This is a genomic window from Pseudomonas sp. EA_65y_Pfl2_P74, from assembly GCF_963970575.1.
GTDB lineage: Bacteria > Pseudomonadota > Gammaproteobacteria > Pseudomonadales > Pseudomonadaceae > Aquipseudomonas > Aquipseudomonas baetica_A.
The window spans coordinates 165,056-180,194 of record NZ_CAXAOQ010000005.1; the positions used below are offsets into that span (position 1 = coordinate 165,056).

At 60.1% G+C, this 15,139-nt stretch carries 12 protein-coding genes; 8 read left to right on the forward strand and 4 right to left on the reverse strand.

The genetic code is table 11. The features are described from left to right. Positions 1 to 50 precede the first annotated feature (50 nt). From AACY18_RS05555 to yccS, 6 genes are all read left to right on the forward strand, one after another. Entirely contained in the window at positions 51 to 1,493 is a 1,443-nt protein-coding gene (locus tag AACY18_RS05555; protein ID WP_339430287.1) for a TldD/PmbA family protein, read from the forward strand. Next, positions 1,493 to 2,830, forward strand: coding sequence for a TldD/PmbA family protein (locus tag AACY18_RS05560; RefSeq protein ID WP_339430288.1), 1,338 nt, complete (start codon positions 1,493 to 1,495; stop codon positions 2,828 to 2,830). The genes AACY18_RS05555 and AACY18_RS05560 overlap by 1 nt, the downstream gene beginning before the upstream one ends. A gap of 160 nt (positions 2,831 to 2,990) precedes the next feature. Next, positions 2,991 to 4,418 (forward strand): multidrug transporter subunit MdtD, encoded by a 1,428-nt coding sequence (gene mdtD / locus AACY18_RS05565; RefSeq protein ID WP_339464481.1) that lies wholly within the window; start codon positions 2,991 to 2,993, stop codon positions 4,416 to 4,418. Between the two features lie 128 nt (positions 4,419 to 4,546). Beyond that, on the forward strand, positions 4,547 to 5,884 hold the full coding sequence (dbpA, locus tag AACY18_RS05570; protein ID WP_339430497.1) for an ATP-dependent RNA helicase DbpA: 1,338 nt from the start codon (positions 4,547 to 4,549) through the stop codon (positions 5,882 to 5,884). Positions 5,885 to 5,944: 60 nt separating this feature from the next. Next, positions 5,945 to 7,123 (forward strand): NAD(P)/FAD-dependent oxidoreductase, encoded by a 1,179-nt coding sequence (locus AACY18_RS05575; RefSeq protein WP_339430290.1) that lies wholly within the window; start codon positions 5,945 to 5,947, stop codon positions 7,121 to 7,123. A gap of 160 nt (positions 7,124 to 7,283) precedes the next feature. Continuing rightward, a complete protein-coding gene (yccS, locus tag AACY18_RS05580) occupies positions 7,284 to 9,476 on the forward strand; it encodes a YccS family putative transporter (protein WP_339464482.1) in 2,193 nt (730 codons plus the stop codon). Positions 9,477 to 9,515: 39 nt separating this feature from the next. Here yccS and AACY18_RS05585 read toward each other — a convergent pair whose 3' ends face one another. Then, positions 9,516 to 10,253 (reverse strand): substrate-binding periplasmic protein, encoded by a 738-nt coding sequence (locus AACY18_RS05585; RefSeq protein WP_339430292.1) that lies wholly within the window; start codon positions 10,251 to 10,253, stop codon positions 9,516 to 9,518. A 255-nt stretch (positions 10,254 to 10,508) separates the two neighbouring features. Here AACY18_RS05585 and AACY18_RS05590 point away from each other — a divergent pair, with 255 nt between their 5' ends. Further along, the gene (locus AACY18_RS05590) at positions 10,509 to 10,961 is read left to right on the forward strand and encodes a GNAT family N-acetyltransferase (protein ID WP_339430293.1); all 453 of its coding nucleotides are present in this window, start codon (positions 10,509 to 10,511) and stop codon (positions 10,959 to 10,961) included. Between the two features lie 97 nt (positions 10,962 to 11,058). Here AACY18_RS05590 and AACY18_RS05595 read toward each other — a convergent pair whose 3' ends face one another. From AACY18_RS05595 to AACY18_RS05605, 3 genes are read right to left on the reverse strand one after another with little or no spacing between them, the layout of a single operon-like run. After that, positions 11,059 to 11,355: a winged helix-turn-helix domain-containing protein gene (locus tag AACY18_RS05595; protein WP_339430294.1), complete on the reverse strand. Its 297-nt coding sequence runs from the start codon at positions 11,353 to 11,355 to the stop codon at positions 11,059 to 11,061. A gap of 26 nt (positions 11,356 to 11,381) precedes the next feature. Then, positions 11,382 to 11,873 (reverse strand): M48 metallopeptidase family protein, encoded by a 492-nt coding sequence (locus AACY18_RS05600; protein WP_339430295.1) that lies wholly within the window; start codon positions 11,871 to 11,873, stop codon positions 11,382 to 11,384. Between the two features lie 43 nt (positions 11,874 to 11,916). Continuing rightward, positions 11,917 to 14,040, reverse strand: coding sequence for a putative bifunctional diguanylate cyclase/phosphodiesterase (locus AACY18_RS05605; protein WP_339430296.1), 2,124 nt, complete (start codon positions 14,038 to 14,040; stop codon positions 11,917 to 11,919). Between the two features lie 321 nt (positions 14,041 to 14,361). Between AACY18_RS05605 and AACY18_RS05610 the strand changes: the two genes are divergently transcribed. Continuing rightward, positions 14,362 to 15,030 (forward strand): polysaccharide lyase family 7 protein, encoded by a 669-nt coding sequence (locus AACY18_RS05610; protein WP_339464483.1) that lies wholly within the window; start codon positions 14,362 to 14,364, stop codon positions 15,028 to 15,030. Positions 15,031 to 15,139: the final 109 nt, after the last annotated feature.

A 15,139-nucleotide genomic window follows, 5' to 3' on the forward strand; every position in this document is an offset into this window, starting at 1 on the left:
CCCTGCCCCACCGTCGCTGCACCGCAACTCCATAACAAGGAGGTTCCCGAATGTTCGATTTCCACCCCCAGCTCAAGCAGCGCTTCGCTGCCTTGCGCACGGGCGCTGATTTTTTTTCCCTGCGGTATGTTCGCGAATCCGGTCAGCACCTGTCGGTGCGCAAGAACGTTGCCGAACCGCCGAGCCTGAGCCGCGACGAAGGGGCGATGCTCACTGTGCGCGTCAATGGCGTCGAAGCGTATGCGGCGACCAACGACCTGTCGCAACAAGGCCTGCAAGCCGCCCTTGAACGCGCCGAACAGCAAGCCCGGCGGCTCAAGCCCCACGCCTTGCTCGACCTGCGCGATCAACCGGTGTCCAGCGACCGCGCTGATTATTTTTCACCCAATCTCGAACAACCCTTCCCGTCCCTGAGCGACTGCTTTGAGCTGCTCGGCGCGGAGTCCGCCTCGGTGCCAAAGGATGAGCGCCTGGTGAATTGGGAAGTGAGCATCGGCATCACCCACGTCGAGCAGATCTACCTGAGCAGCGCCGGCGCCGAACTGCGCCAGGCCCAGCGTTTCGTCTACCCAAGCCTGGACGTCACCGCCTACGACGGTAACGACAGCCAGACTCGCAGCCTCGGTCGCGAGAACTTCGGCCAACAGGGCGGCGCCGACGTGATCAGCCGTTGCGGGCTGGTCGGCGCCGGCCCACAGGTGGCCGATCAGGCGCTGCAACTGCTGCTCGCACCGAACACCCCGCAAGGCCCGCGTGACCTGCTGCTGATGCCCGACCAGATGATGTTGCAGATCCACGAATCCATCGGCCACCCGCTGGAACTGGATCGCATCCTCGGTGATGAGCGCAATTACGCCGGCACCAGTTTCGTCAAAGCGAGCGACTTCGGCAGCCTGCAATACGGTTCAAAACTGCTCAACGTGACGTTCGATCCGGGCATTCCCGAAGAGCTCGCCAGCTACGGCCATGACGACGACGGCACCCAGGCGAGCAAGCAATTTCTGATTCGCGATGGTCTGTTGCTGCGCCCATTGGGCGGTGCGCTGTCGCAATACCGCGCGGGCCTGGACGGTGTCGCCAACAGCCGCGCCTGCGGCTGGAACCGCGCGCCGATCGACCGTATGGCCAACCTCAACATCGAGCCGGGCGACCAGCCACTTGAGCAAATGATCACGGGCATCGAGCATGGCATTCTGATGAGCACCAACCGTTCGTGGTCGATTGACGATGCGCGCAACAAATTCCAGTTCGGCTGTGAGTGGGGTCAACTGATCGAAAACGGTGAACTCAAAGGCGTGGTGAAAAACCCCAACTACCGGGCGATTTCCGCGCACTTCTGGAAGAGCCTGCGCGCCGTCGGCGACGCCAACACCGTCAAGGTGCTGGGCACACCGAACTGCGGCAAGGGCGAACCAAACCAGGTCATCCGCGTCGGCCATGCCTCGCCGGCCTGCGTTTTCAGCAACATTGATGTATTTGGGGGAGACGCCTGATGAGCATTTCGAAGAATCAGTCCGACGCCTTCAAGGTGATGGTCAATTGGCTGCGTGACAGCGTGCGCGAACCGGAACAGTTCACCCTCAGCTATGCCGCCGAATCCTCGGCGTTTGTCCGCTTCAACCACGCCAAGGTGCGTCAGGCCGGGCAAGTGCAACAGGCCAGCATCGGGCTGAAGCTGGTCAATGACGGCCGTCACGCCGACCTGCAAATCACCCTGTCCGGTGATCAGGAAGCCGACCTGCAACGCCTCGCCGAAGGCTTGCAACAACTGCGCGACACCCTGCCGCTGCTGCCGCAGGATCCGTACTTGCTGCTCAACCACAACGGCTGGCAGAGCACGCATGTGCAGGAGCATCCGCTGCCGGACACCGAGCATGTGGTCGAACAAATCTGTGCCGCGGCCGAAGGCCTGGACCTGGTCGGTTTCTATGCCGCCGGCCCCATCAGCCGTGGTTTCGCCAGCTCATCGGGCGCGTTCGGCTGGCACCAGGCGAACAGTTTCAACTTCGACTTCAGCCTGTTCCACGAGAATGGCGAAGCGGTGAAGGCCAGCTACGCCGGGCATGACTGGAGCCGTGAGGGTTTCGCCAAACGCTTTGAGCAGGCACGCGAGCAACTGGCGTTTCTCGGCCGTCCGATACGCACCTTGGCGCCGGGACAGTACCGCGCCTACCTGGCACCGGCCGCGCTGGAAGAAATCATGGGCATGCTCAGTTGGGGCGGGTTCTCCGCGCAGTCGATCGCCAGCAAGAGCAGTCCGCTGCAAAAGCTGTATGTCGGCGATCAGGCGTTCAGTGCGCTGGTGTCACTGGATGAAAAAGTCAGCGACTCGCTGAGCCCGGCGTTTTCCGGCGAAGGTTATCCGCGCAGTGATCTGCGCCTGATTGTCGAGGGCAAGGCGGGTGATCAGTTGGTCGGTTCGCGCAGTGCGGCCGAATACGGTTTGACCGCCAACGGGGCCAGTGGCGGCGAATCGCCGAGTGCACTGAACATGGCGGCGGGTGATCTGCCACAAGCGCAAATCCTCAAGCAGTTGGGCACAGGGCTGTACATCAGCAACCTGTGGTACCTGAACTTCTCGGACCAACCGGCGGCGCGCATGACGGGCATGACACGCTTCGCGACCTTCTGGGTCGAGAACGGCGAGATCCAGGCGCCGGTCAGCACCATGCGTTTCGACGACAGCGCCTACAACCTGCTGGGTTCGCAACTCGAAGCATTGACCGCCGAGCGTGAGTTGCTGCTCTCGTCGAGTACGTACAGCCAGCGCAATACCTCGTCGGCGTTGTTGCCGGGGGCGTTGGTGAGCCGTTTGACTTTGACCCTGTAAGACAAAGATCCCCAGAACACTGGAGATCTACGGTGGGAGCGGGCTTGCTCGCGAAGGCGATGTGTCAGTCGATATTGAGGGTGACTGATACACCGCATTCGCGAGCAAGCCCGCTCACACAAAAGCTGGTTTCGCATTAATCCAATTCCAAAGAGGTTCCATGCCCAGCCGCCCGCCTCTCGACGCCATCACCACACGCTGGTTGCCGTGGGTCGTCGCTATCGCTTTCTTCATGCAGTCCCTGGACGGAACCATCCTCAACACCGCGTTGCCGGCCATGGCTCGCGACCTGGCCGAGGACCCGTTACGCATGCAAGGCGTGATCATCGCCTACATGCTCACCGTGGCGCTGTTGATCCCGGCTTCAGGCTGGATCGCCGACCGTTTCGGCACCAAGAAAATCTTCTTCGGTGCGATCTTGCTGTTCAGCTTCGGCTCGCTGCTCTGCGCGGTATCGAGCAGCCTGACCATGCTGGTCGGGGCGCGGGTGATTCAAGGCCTGGGCGGTGCGCTGATGCTGCCGGTCGGGCGCTTGGTGGTGCTGCGTGCCTACCCGCGTTCGGAGCTGGTGCGGATCATGGGGTTTATCACCATTCCCGGCCTGCTCGGCCCGCTGATCGGCCCGACCATGGGCGGCTGGATGGTGCAATACCTGACGTGGCACTGGATCTTCCTGATCAACCTGCCGGTCGGTGCCATTGGCTGTTACGCCGTATGGAAGTTCATTCCCGACTTGCGCGGTACTGAGCGAACACGTTTCGATGGCCTGGGTTTCCTCTTGTTCGGCGCGGCGATGATCCTGATCACCATCGCCATGGAAGGCCTGGGCGAACTGCACTTGCCGCACCTGCGGGTGATGTTGCTGCTGTTCGGCGGCATGGCTTGTCTCGCTGCTTATTGGTTACGCGCAGGCCACATCGAAAACCCCTTGTTCTCGCCATCACTGTTCAAGACCCGCACCTTTGCCGTGGGCATTCTCGGCAATCTGTTCGCGCGATTGGGCAGCGGCGCGCTGCCGTTTCTGGTGCCGTTGCTGCTGCAAGTGGCGCTGGGGTATTCGCCCTCGCAAGCGGGGATGAGCATGCTGCCGCTGGCCGCCGCAGCAATGCTCGCCAAGTGGCTGGCGCGACCGCTGATCGAACGCCTCGGTTATCGCATCGTGCTCACTGGCAACACGCTGGCATTGGGGATCATGCTGGCAAGCATGGGCCTGGTCAGCGAGCAGACCCCTTACTGGCTGCTGCTGTGTCAGTTGTCGATTCTCGGGGCGATCAACTCGCTGCAATTCACCGCGATGAACACCGTGACCCTGATCGACCTCGACGACGCCAGCGCCAGCAGTGGCAACAGCTTGCTGTCGGTGGTCGCGCAATTGTCGTTGAGCCTGGGGGTGGCGTGTGCCGGGGCCTTGCTGGGCGGGTTTACCGCCGAGGCCGGAAATGACGGCGTGGACACCGTTCTGGGGGCGTTCCAGTTGACCTTCGTGACGGTTGGCGTCATGGCGATGCTTGCCGCTACGATCTTCTCGCAACTCTCGAAGGAAACCGGCCGGCGCGCCAAACACCCGGAAGAACACATCGAACATTAATCACTGTTCGTCCAGAACTTTCGAGGAAAGTGGCATGGGGCTGCTACACTGCGCGACATTTTGTTTTGCAGGCCAGTCCCGTGACCACCATCGCCACCGCTTTTAATACTCTGCCGCTGTCCGCCGCCATGCTGGCTAACCTCGAATCACTCGGTTATGCCCAGATGACGCCGATTCAGGCGCAGAGCTTGCCGGTGATCCTCAAAGGGATGGACCTGATCGCCCAGGCCAAGACCGGCAGCGGCAAGACCGCGGCGTTCGGCATCGGCCTGCTCAACCCGATCAACCCGCGCTATTTCGGTTGCCAGGCCCTGGTGATTTGCCCGACGCGCGAGTTGGCCGATCAGGTTGCCAAGGAAATCCGTCGTCTGGCCCGTGCCGAAGACAACATCAAGGTCCTGACCCTGTGCGGCGGCGTGTCGTTCGGCCCGCAGATCGCTTCGCTGGAGCACGGCGCGCACATCATCGTCGGCACCCCGGGGCGCATCCAGCAGCACCTGCGCAAAGGCTCGCTGGTGCTTGACGGTCTGAACACGCTGATCCTCGACGAAGCCGACCGCATGCTCGACATGGGCTTCTACGACGCCATCGAAGACATCATCGTCAAGACCCCGGAGCGCCGTCAGACCCTGCTGTTCTCCGCCACTTACCCGGTGGGCATCAAGCAACTGGCCTCGAAATTCATGCGTGACCCGCAAACGGTCAAAGCCCAAGCGTTCCACGACGACACACAGATCGAGCAACGTTTCTACGAGATTTCCCCGGAAGATCGCATGAGTGCGGTGACCAAAGTCCTGCACCACTTCCGTCCGGCCTCCTGCGTGGCGTTCTGTTTCACCAAGCAGCAGGTGCAGGAAACCGTCGATCACCTGACCGCCAAAGGCATCTCCGCCGTCGGCCTGCACGGTGACCTGGAACAGCGTGATCGTGATCAGGTGCTGGCGATGTTCGCCAACCGCAGCACTTCTGTACTGGTCGCCACCGACGTTGCCGCCCGTGGTCTGGACATCGATGCGCTGGACATGGTGATCAACGTCGAACTGGCCCGTGATTCGGAAATCCACATTCACCGCGTCGGCCGTACCGGTCGTGCGGGCGAGAAAGGCATTGCGATCAGCCTGGTCGCACCGGGCGAAGCGCATCGCGCCCAAGCCATCGAACAATTGCAGAAATCCCCTCTGAACTGGGATCAGGTCGACAACCTCAAGTCCCAGGGCCTCGCCCCGCTGCAGCCGCCGATGACCACCCTGTGCATCGGCGCTGGCCGTAAAGACAAGGTTCGCCCGGGCGACATCCTTGGCGCACTGACCGGCGACGCCGGTATCCCGGGCGCTCAGGTCGGCAAGATCGCGATCTTCGACTTCCAGGCGTATGTGGCCGTTGAACGTACCGTGGCCATGCAGGCCTTGCAGCGTCTGAACGACGGCAAGATCAAGGGCCGTTCGTTGCGCGTGCGCATTTTGTAACCGATCTGCTGCCCGATATTGGTCTTCGGTGAGTTTTGAATTCTTTGTGAGGACACCGTTTTGCGCTCTACCGAAGTCGTGATCATTGGCGCTGGCGCCGCTGGGTTGATGTGTGCACTGACCGCCGCCGGGCGTGGGCGTCAGGTATTGCTGCTCGACCACGCGAACAAGCCCGGCAAGAAAATCCTGATGTCGGGCGGTGGCCGCTGCAATTTCACCAACATGTACACCGAACCAGGCAATTTCCTCTCGCAGAACCCGCACTTCTGCAAATCCGCACTGGCGCGTTATACCCAGTGGGATTTCATCGGTATGGTCGGCAAACACGCCGTGCCGTACCACGAGAAAAAACTCGGCCAGTTGTTCTGCGATAACAAGTCCAGTGACATCCTCGGCATGCTGCTGGACGAGTGCGATCAGGTGGGCGTCGAGTTGCACCTCGACACCTCGATCCAGACCATCGAGAAAGTCGAGAGCGGTTACCTGCTCGACACCACCCTGGGCCAAGTCCAGTGCCAATCGCTGGTGATCGCCACTGGCGGCCTGTCGATCCCGACACTGGGCGCCACCGGTTTCGGTTATCAGGTGGCCAGACAGTTCGGCCATGAACTGCTGCCGACCCGCGCCGGCCTGGTGCCGTTCACCATCACCGATCAGCTCAAGGAACTGTGCACCGAGCTGTCCGGCACGTCGGTGGATTGTCTGGTGAGCTGCAACGATCAGAGCTTTCGCGAGAACATCCTGTTCACTCACCGAGGGCTCAGCGGCCCGGCGATCTTGCAGATCTCGTCGTTCTGGGAATCCGGCGACGTGGTCGAGATCAACCTGCTGCCCGATCACGACGCCGCTGCCTGGCTGCAACAGCAAGTGGCCGAGCGCCCGAACAGTGAGTTGAAAACCTTGCTGGGTGAAATCTTCACCAAGAAGATGGCCAATTTGCTGGCGGACAACTGGTTCGTCTCCAAACCGATGAAGCAGTACACCCACGCCGAACTGGCGGAAATCGCCGACAAGCTGGGGAGCTGGAAAGTCGTGCCCGCGGGGACTGAAGGATATCGCACCGCCGAGGTCACGCTGGGGGGTGTCGACACCCGTGAGGTCTCCTCCAAAACCATGGAATCGCTGAAAAGCCCCGGCCTGTATTTCGTCGGTGAAGTGCTCGACGTCACCGGCCATTTGGGAGGTTTCAATTTTCAGTGGGCCTGGGCCTCGGGTTACGCGGCGGCGCAGTACGTCTGATCCAGCAAAAATCAAAACGGTGGGAGCAAGCCCCCTCCCACAGTTGTTATGTGTAGAGCTCAAAGGAACACTTTTTGCTGTCAGATGTGATCGGCGCCATTGCGTCGACGTCATTACTGGCTCAATTTAGCGGCATCGCCTCGGAAGGCCTTCGCACTTCATGTCCTCGACCTCGTTTCGTCAGTCTTTGCGGCGCCTGTGGGCGCTGGATAAATTCAGCTATAGCGTGCGGGTGTTCATCGCCCTGACCGGCAGCATGGCGCTGTGTTGGTATCAGGATGAAATGGGGCTGCTGATCCCGTTGTTCCTGGGGATCATCGCCAGCGCCCTGGCCGAAACCGACGACAGTTGGCAGGGCCGTCTCAACGCACTCGCCGTGACGCTGGTGTGTTTCAGTGTCGCCGCGCTGTCGGTTGAATTGCTCTTCCCCTACCCCATCGTCTTTGCCGTTGCCCTGGCACTGGCCAGTTTCGGCCTGACCATGCTCGGTGCGCTCGGCGAGCGTTATGGCGCGATTGCCTCGGCGACCTTGATTCTTTCCGTGTACACGATGATCGGCGTTGACCAGCGCGGCGGCGCCGTCATCGATTTCTGGCACGAGCCCATGCTGCTGGTGGCCGGTGCCGCGTGGTACGGCCTGCTGTCGGTGTTGTGGCAGGCGCTGTTCTCCAATCAGCCCGTGCAGCAAAGCCTGGCGCGACTGTTCCGTGAACTGGGCTTTTACCTGAAACTCAAATCCTCGCTGTTCGAGCCGATCCGGCAGATGGACGTCGAAGTACGACGGCTAGAACTGGCACGGCAAAATGGTCGCGTGGTCGCTGCGCTGAACAGCGCCAAGGAAATCATCCTGCACCGCGTCGGCAACGGTCGCCCTGGCTCGAAAGTCAGCCGTTACCTGAAACTGTACTTCCTCGCCCAGGACATCCACGAACGCGCCAGTTCTTCGCACTATCCGTACAACGCGTTGGCCGATGCGTTTTTCCACAGCGACGTGCTGTTCCGCTGTCAGCGCCTGTTGCGCCAGCAAGGCAAGGCCTGCCGGGCATTGGCCGAATCGATCCAGATGCGTCAGCCCTTCGTCTACGACGCCAGTTTCGCTGACGCCCTGAGCGACCTCGATGCCTCCCTCGAACACCTGCGCATCCAGAGCAACCCGGCCTGGCGCGGCCTGCTGCGCTCACTGCGCGCACTGGCTGCCAACCTCGGCACCCTCGACCGATTGCTCAGTGATGCGAGCAACCCCGATGCCTTGGCCGATGCCACCGACAGCAGTTTGCTCGACCGCTCGCCGCGCAATCTGAAAGACGTGTGGGTTCGCCTGCGCACGCAACTGACGCCGACATCCTTGCTGTTCCGCCATGCCCTGCGCCTGCCGCTGGCGTTGAGTATCGGCTACGGCATGGTGCATTTGATTCACCCGTCGCAAGGCTACTGGATCATCCTCACCACGCTGTTCGTCTGCCAGCCCAACTACGGCGCAACACGCCGCAAACTCGGCCAGCGGATCGTCGGCACTGCCATCGGCCTGACCGTAGCGTGGGCGCTGTTCGATCTGTTCCCAAGCCCGTTGGTGCAGTCGTGCTTTGCGATTGCTGCCGGCGTGGTGTTCTTTACCAACCGCACCACCCGCTACACCCTGGCCACCGCCGCGATCACCATCATGGTGCTGTTCTGCTTCAACCAGGTCGGCGACGGTTACGGGCTGTTCCTGCCACGGCTGTTCGATACCTTGCTCGGCAGTCTGATCGCGGGGCTGGCGGTTTTCCTGTTCCTGCCGGACTGGCAGGGTCGACGCCTGAACAAAGTGCTGGCCAACACCCTGACCTGCAACAGCATCTACCTGCGCCAGATCATGCAGCAATACGCCGCGGGCAAAAGCGACGACCTGGCTTATCGTCTGGCTCGACGCAACGCGCACAACGCCGATGCAGCGCTGTCGACGACGCTGGCGAACATGCTGATGGAGCCGGGACATTTCCGCAAAGAAGCGGATGTGGGCTTCCGTTTTCTGGTCCTGTCGCACACCCTGCTCAGCTACCTGTCGGGGCTGGGCGCGCACCGGGAAACGCAGTTACCGGCAGATGTGCGCGAACACTTGATCGACGGCGCCGGGGTGAAACTGGCGACGAGCATCGATGAAATCGCTCAAGGGCTGGCGAGCAAGCAGCCGATTGCGATTCAGAGCGATGAAGAAGAAGCGCTGGCCAATGAACTGGAACAGATGCCCGATGAGATTGATGAAGGACAGCGCCTGGTGCAGACGCAACTGGCGTTGATCTGCCGGCAGTTGGGGCCGTTGCGTACCTTGGCGGCGCATTTGATCAAAGACACCAATGAGATTGGCGCTGGCTGACAGGACGCCTTCGCAGCACCACAGAATCCGGGTCAGCCCTCACATCCCATGCTGCCTCAACAACTTGTCATAACTGCCATCCGCCTTCATCGCCGCTATCGCCTTGTCAAACCCCACGACAATCTGCTCATGCTGCGGATTTTTCAGGCTCACCAGAATGTGCAGGCTGTTCTCACTCAACGGCTTGGGTAGAAACTCCACCGAATTGCGCACCTTGGCGGATTCCCGCGCCAGGTAATACTTCGCCACATATTCATCCTCCAGCGTCAACTTGACCCGGTCCGCCGCGAGCATGCGCACGGCCATGGCGAAGTTATGCACAGGGACTTTCTGCAACGCGGTGTCGGCATCAAACGGCGCCGAATAGGCGTAACCGCGCACCACCGCGATCGGATAAGTGTGCAGTTGCTGCAAGTTGCTGTATTCGAGCGGCGTGTCTTTGCGCTTGAGGAAGCGGACGCGGTTGAGCAGGTACTCACCGGAAAACTGCCCAAGCCTGGTGCGTTCGTCGTTATACCAGGCGTTGACCAGCACATCGTAGCGACCCTCACCGACACCCATCAGTGCCCGAGCCCACGGCACTTGCTCGTAATCGCTGGCATACCCGGCCCGGGCCAGCGCGGTGCTGACAATGTCGGTGGCCAGACCGCCGTTGACCAAGGTGTCATCGGTAAAGGGTGGCCAGATATCAAACACCAGCCGCAACTTGTCCGCTACGGCGGTTTGAGCCAGTAAGAGCAACCCGATCAAAGCAAAGGCTCGATGCAGTCGCGGCATGCTTGAAAATCCTTAGCGGGCGAGCAGCCCGGCGCGTTTTCAGTCAAAACCCCAAGGCCCCTTACCGGCAAAACCCAGGCCCTAACATTAGCTCATTGGAGCCATTGCACAGCGCTCCTATGCAGATTACACAAAGATGTCACTGTCGCGAGAAAGGAATAGTGGCATTTTGACCTTTGTCACAGACTCTTACGCCATAAAGACATCTGCGGCCAGTGCGCTTAGTATCGGGCCACACGTTCAAGGAGTCGGACAATGACAATCGAGTGGGTCTGCAAACATCACAACGATCTGGGCAAAGAGCAGTTGTATGCACTGTTGAAGTTGCGAACGGAAGTGTTCGTGGTCGAACAGAAATGTGCGTATCCGGATCTCGACGGGCAGGATCTGGAGGGCGACACCTACCATTTGATGGGCTGGGACAAGGGTCAACTGGTGGCCTACCTGCGCCTGCTGGATCCGGAGTCCCAGGGCGGTGACGTGGTCATCGGCCGGGTAGCGACCTCAGCACAGGCGCGCGGTAAAGGGCTGGGCCACGAGATGATGGAACAGGCGCTGAAACAGGCCGAGCGGCATTGGCCGCAGGTGCCGATCTACCTGTCGGCACAGGCGCATTTGCAGGGGTATTACGGCAAGTACGGGTTTGTCGCAGTGGGTGAGGAATATCTGGAGGATGGCATTGCGCACATCGGGATGCGCCGTTCCTGACAGCCCCTTCGCGAGCCAGCCCGCTCCCACGGTCGGGATGCATTCTCCTGTGGGAGCGGGCTGGCTCGCGAAGGTGTCAGTTCAATCGATACAAGGCTCAGGGATACTCAAGCACAGCCTTGATCTGGCGCAAATTGCGCTCGATCCACCCGCGATCAATCGCCCCCCACTCACGAACCCTATAGCGCCCGGCATGGTTGCGTGCGCCCTCTTCCTGCTCGAACTCACAGACGATGTCCAGATCCGCCAACGCGGCAATTGTGTCCTGCGCCGTGCGCCGGGGCATCCCGGTGATTTCAGTCAACGCCGGCACGCTGGGCGCCAAGCCGCTATCGATCAGATACGCGACGTATAGACGTCGGTAAAAACTGCTTTTGGTTTTGCTGACATCCATCCAAACACTCCCAACGTGACAGATCTTCACTGCATATCCCGCCAGGTCAGGTACACCCGCAGGTCAAACTCGACCTGGTGATACCCCGGCAGCATGTGCTCACACAATTTATAGAACGCCTTGTTGTGATCCGACTCTTTGAAGTGCGCCAGTTCATGCACCACGATCATTTTCAGAAAATCCGGCGCCGCCTCTTTGAACAGCGAGGCGATACGAATCTCTTTCTTGGCCTTGAGCTTGCCGCCCTGCACACGCGAAACCGTGGTGTGCAGGCCGAGGGCGCGATGGGTCAGGTCGAGGCGGTTGTCGAACAGCACTTTGTCGATGGCCGGGGCGTTGCGCAGGTATTGCTGCTTCAAGTCCAGGGCGTAGGTGTAAAGCGCCTTGTCGCTCTGCACATCGTGGCACCCCGAATAGCGTTGATCCAGGTATTCACCCAGACGCCCGTCGGCGATCAGTTGGCGTACCTGATCCTGCAGTGGCGCAGGATAGGCCTGGAGATACTTCAACACAGTCATGGACGAGCGACACGGTTCGAAAAGGTGCGCCAGTGTAGCGAATTCAGCCGGACAACGCGCTCCAGTCAAACGGCTCGGTAAAGCTGGCGGCATCTTCGGCGATCAATGGCCGCGCCACCAAAAAGCCTTGCACGTACTCGCAGCCATGGGCTTGCAGCCATTGGTACTGCTCGATGGTCTCGACCCCTTCGGCGATCACCAGCAACCCGTATTGCTTGCACAACGCGATCACCGTGCTGACCAGCGAGGCATCGCGTTTGGAGTCCGGCAATCGCGCAATCAGGTGGCGATCGAGCTTGAGCGTATCCAGTTCCAGATCGCGCAGGTGCGCCAGCGAGCACGGTCCGGAGCCGAAGTCATCCAGCGCCACCCGCACCCCCAGATTGCGCAGCAAACGCAATTGTTTGCGCGTTTCCTCGGGGTTTTGCATCAATGCCTCTTCGGTGACTTCGACCTCCAGTTGCCGCGGCTGCAGAGCGTGCCGCTCCATGACCTGGCGCAACTCGGTGACCAGATTCGGCAGGCTGAACTGGGTGTTGCTCAAACTCACGCCGAGCACCAGGTCTTCGGCAAACAAGGTTTCCCAGGCTTTGCGCTGACCGGCACCACGATGATAAATCCAGCTGCCGAGGCGACTGATCAGCCGCGCCTCTTCCAGCAACGGCAAAAACAGCCCCGGCGGCACGTCGCCGACACTCGGGTGCTGCCAACGCAACAGCGCCTCAAAACCACGGATCTGACCACTGTCGATCGCCACTTGTGGTTGATAGACCAGATTGAAATCGCGGTTTTCGATGGCGGTACGCACGCTTTCTTCGAGCATCAAACGCGAACGCGCCCGACCGTTCATTTCGTGATCGTAGAAACGATATTGCTGACGCCCGGCACGCTTGGCTTCGTACATGGCGATGTCCGAAGCACGCAGCAGTCCGTCGAGGTTCGACCCGCAATCGGGATAAGTGGCGATGCCGATGCTTGCGCCGAGGGCGATATCCAGACCTTCAATCTGCTGACAGATCGACACCCGTTCGATGAGCTTTTCCGCAATCTTCGCCGCCTGTTCGGGAAACTCAAGATCCAGCAGCGCCGTGAATTCATCCCCACCCATGCGCGCCAGAATATCGAACGGCCGCAGGCAAGCCTTCAATTGCTCGGACACCCAGCGCAGCACACGGTCGCCGACATCGTGCCCGAGTGAGTCGTTGACCCGCTTGAACCCATCAAGATCCAGATACAGCAATACCCAACTGCTGTCATTGCGTTCGCCGCGCAGCAGCAGGTTTTCCACGGTCTGGTAAAAACCACGGCGATTGAGCAGCCCGGTCAGCGGATCGGTGACGGCTTGAAATTCGAGTTGCTGGTGCAAATGGCGCACCACCGACATATCCAGCACCGTCACTACCATGGCGTGTTGCTCGACGGGCAACGCAGCACAAGACAGCGCCACCGGCACCTGCTGGCCCGGCGCCGTGCGTAATAACGCATCGTGCAGCCTCAGCGTTTCACCACGCTGATAGCGGGTGTAAAACTCGGAATCGGCCCACACCGGAATGTGCGGTTTCTGCAGATAGTCGAGAAACTCCTTACCCTCCAGATCCCTTACCGGCGCATTGAGCAACCGTGAAATCGCCGGATTGGCAAAGCGAATCAAACCATCCTCGCCCAGCACCAAAATGCCCTCGGCGGCGTTATCCAGCACCGATGCATTGAAGGCCCGAGCGGATTCCAGATCCCGGCTCAGACGTTGCAAGGCTCGACGATTGCGCTGGTGCTCCAGCAATGCCTGCACCTTGGGCTTGAGGATCTGCGGGTCGAACGGCTTGAACAGATAATCCACCGCGCCACTGGCGTACCCCTTGATCACGGCAGCCTGAGACTGTTCGTTGGCGGTGAGAAAGATAATCGGCGTGAGTTGCGTACGCTGGCTGCCGCGCATCAGTCGCGCGACTTCAAAACCGTCCATGCCTGGCATCTGCACGTCCAGCAGCACCAGATCGACGTCGTGTTCGAGCAGAAGGTTAAGCGCCTCGAAACCGGAGGCGGCGGTCAACACCTGCCAATCCTGACGCTGCAGCAAAGCCCGCATGCTAATCAGATTTTCAGGGTAGTCATCAACGATCAATAGGACTGAGCTGCCTTCACCTGGCTGTGTTTGCGCGCATTCCATGCTGCTTCTCTTGTCAGGACATCAGATCGGTTTCCGCTAAAAACCGTACATATATAGAGGCTTCACTCTAGTCCCGGATCGGCAAAAGCAGAAGCTGTCATCAGGCCATCAGCTAACCAATGATTGTCTAGCCGACTAACGGTCGTCGCTACAGCCCACGCAATCCGGGAAACATGGCATTTCGACAGGATGTTGACGCCAACCATCTGCCAAACGGCCGTTAACAAAAAACGCCTCTGCGCTTATAAAGACCGCCCCCAAAAGGCGCGGACTAGAGCTTCTGGCACGCGCGTTCAGGATCAATCGAGTGGAAGAACCGACATGATCGATCTCGCAACCTGGAACCTCAGCGTTCCAGTCGGCAGCCCGCCGTACACCGTCGAAACCTCAAAACTGGTGAAGGGCTTCAAGGATCAGTACTTCCATTCCGACACCGGCACTCTGTTTTTCTGGTCGCCGGTGACCGGATCAAAAACCGAAAACGCCATCTACCCGCGCACCGAACTGCGCGAAACCTACAGCAATGGCACCTTGCGCAACTGGTACTACCCCGACGCCGACAACCTGCTGCGCGCGACCGTTACGGTCAACAAAGTGCCCAGTTCCGGAAAGATCGTCATCGGCCAGATCCACGCTTACCAAAGCCAGAAACCGCTGGTAAAACTCGAGTACCAGTACAAGACCAAAACCCAAACCGGCAACCTGGTGATCAAGGTGCGCATGCACCCCGATGACGACGAAAGCCGCGTCATCACGCTCGCCACCGGGGTCAAACTGGATCGTGAATTCAACTACCTCATCCACTTGAGCCCCGGCGGCGCACTGGGCGTCAGCGCGGCGGGTTATCAGTGGGATTCGAAAATCAGCGCGACGTGGCGGAACAAGCCGTTGTACTTCAAGGCTGGGGTTTATGTGCAGGACAACACGGGGTATACGAGTGAAGGTGGGCAGGTGACCTTCTCCAAGCTCGATATCGATCACGACAAATAATCCCTCTATAGACACTGTCCCTGTGGCGAGGGAGCTTGCTCCCGGGGCGCGAAGCGGCCCTAAAAAAGCGGGGCCTGCTGCGCAGTCCAGCGGGAGCAAGCGCCCTCGC

Excerpts from the sequence above, each read along its gene's own strand:
- AACY18_RS05555 (WP_339430287.1), top strand. The coding sequence starts at position 51 with ATGTTCGATTTCCACCCCCAGCTCAAGCAGCGCTTCGCTGCCTTGCGC.
- AACY18_RS05560 (WP_339430288.1), top strand. The coding sequence starts at position 1,493 with ATGAGCATTTCGAAGAATCAGTCCGACGCCTTCAAGGTGATGGTCAAT.
- mdtD (WP_339464481.1), top strand. The coding sequence starts at position 2,991 with ATGCCCAGCCGCCCGCCTCTCGACGCCATCACCACACGCTGGTTGCCG.
- dbpA (WP_339430497.1), top strand. The coding sequence starts at position 4,547 with ATGCTGGCTAACCTCGAATCACTCGGTTATGCCCAGATGACGCCGATT.
- yccS (WP_339464482.1), top strand. The coding sequence starts at position 7,284 with ATGTCCTCGACCTCGTTTCGTCAGTCTTTGCGGCGCCTGTGGGCGCTG.
- AACY18_RS05585 (WP_339430292.1), bottom strand. The coding sequence starts at position 10,253 with ATGCCGCGACTGCATCGAGCCTTTGCTTTGATCGGGTTGCTCTTACTG.
- AACY18_RS05590 (WP_339430293.1), top strand. The coding sequence starts at position 10,509 with ATGACAATCGAGTGGGTCTGCAAACATCACAACGATCTGGGCAAAGAG.
- AACY18_RS05595 (WP_339430294.1), bottom strand. The coding sequence starts at position 11,355 with ATGGATGTCAGCAAAACCAAAAGCAGTTTTTACCGACGTCTATACGTC.
- AACY18_RS05600 (WP_339430295.1), bottom strand. The coding sequence starts at position 11,873 with ATGACTGTGTTGAAGTATCTCCAGGCCTATCCTGCGCCACTGCAGGAT.
- AACY18_RS05605 (WP_339430296.1), bottom strand. The coding sequence starts at position 14,040 with ATGGAATGCGCGCAAACACAGCCAGGTGAAGGCAGCTCAGTCCTATTG.
- AACY18_RS05610 (WP_339464483.1), top strand. The coding sequence starts at position 14,362 with ATGATCGATCTCGCAACCTGGAACCTCAGCGTTCCAGTCGGCAGCCCG.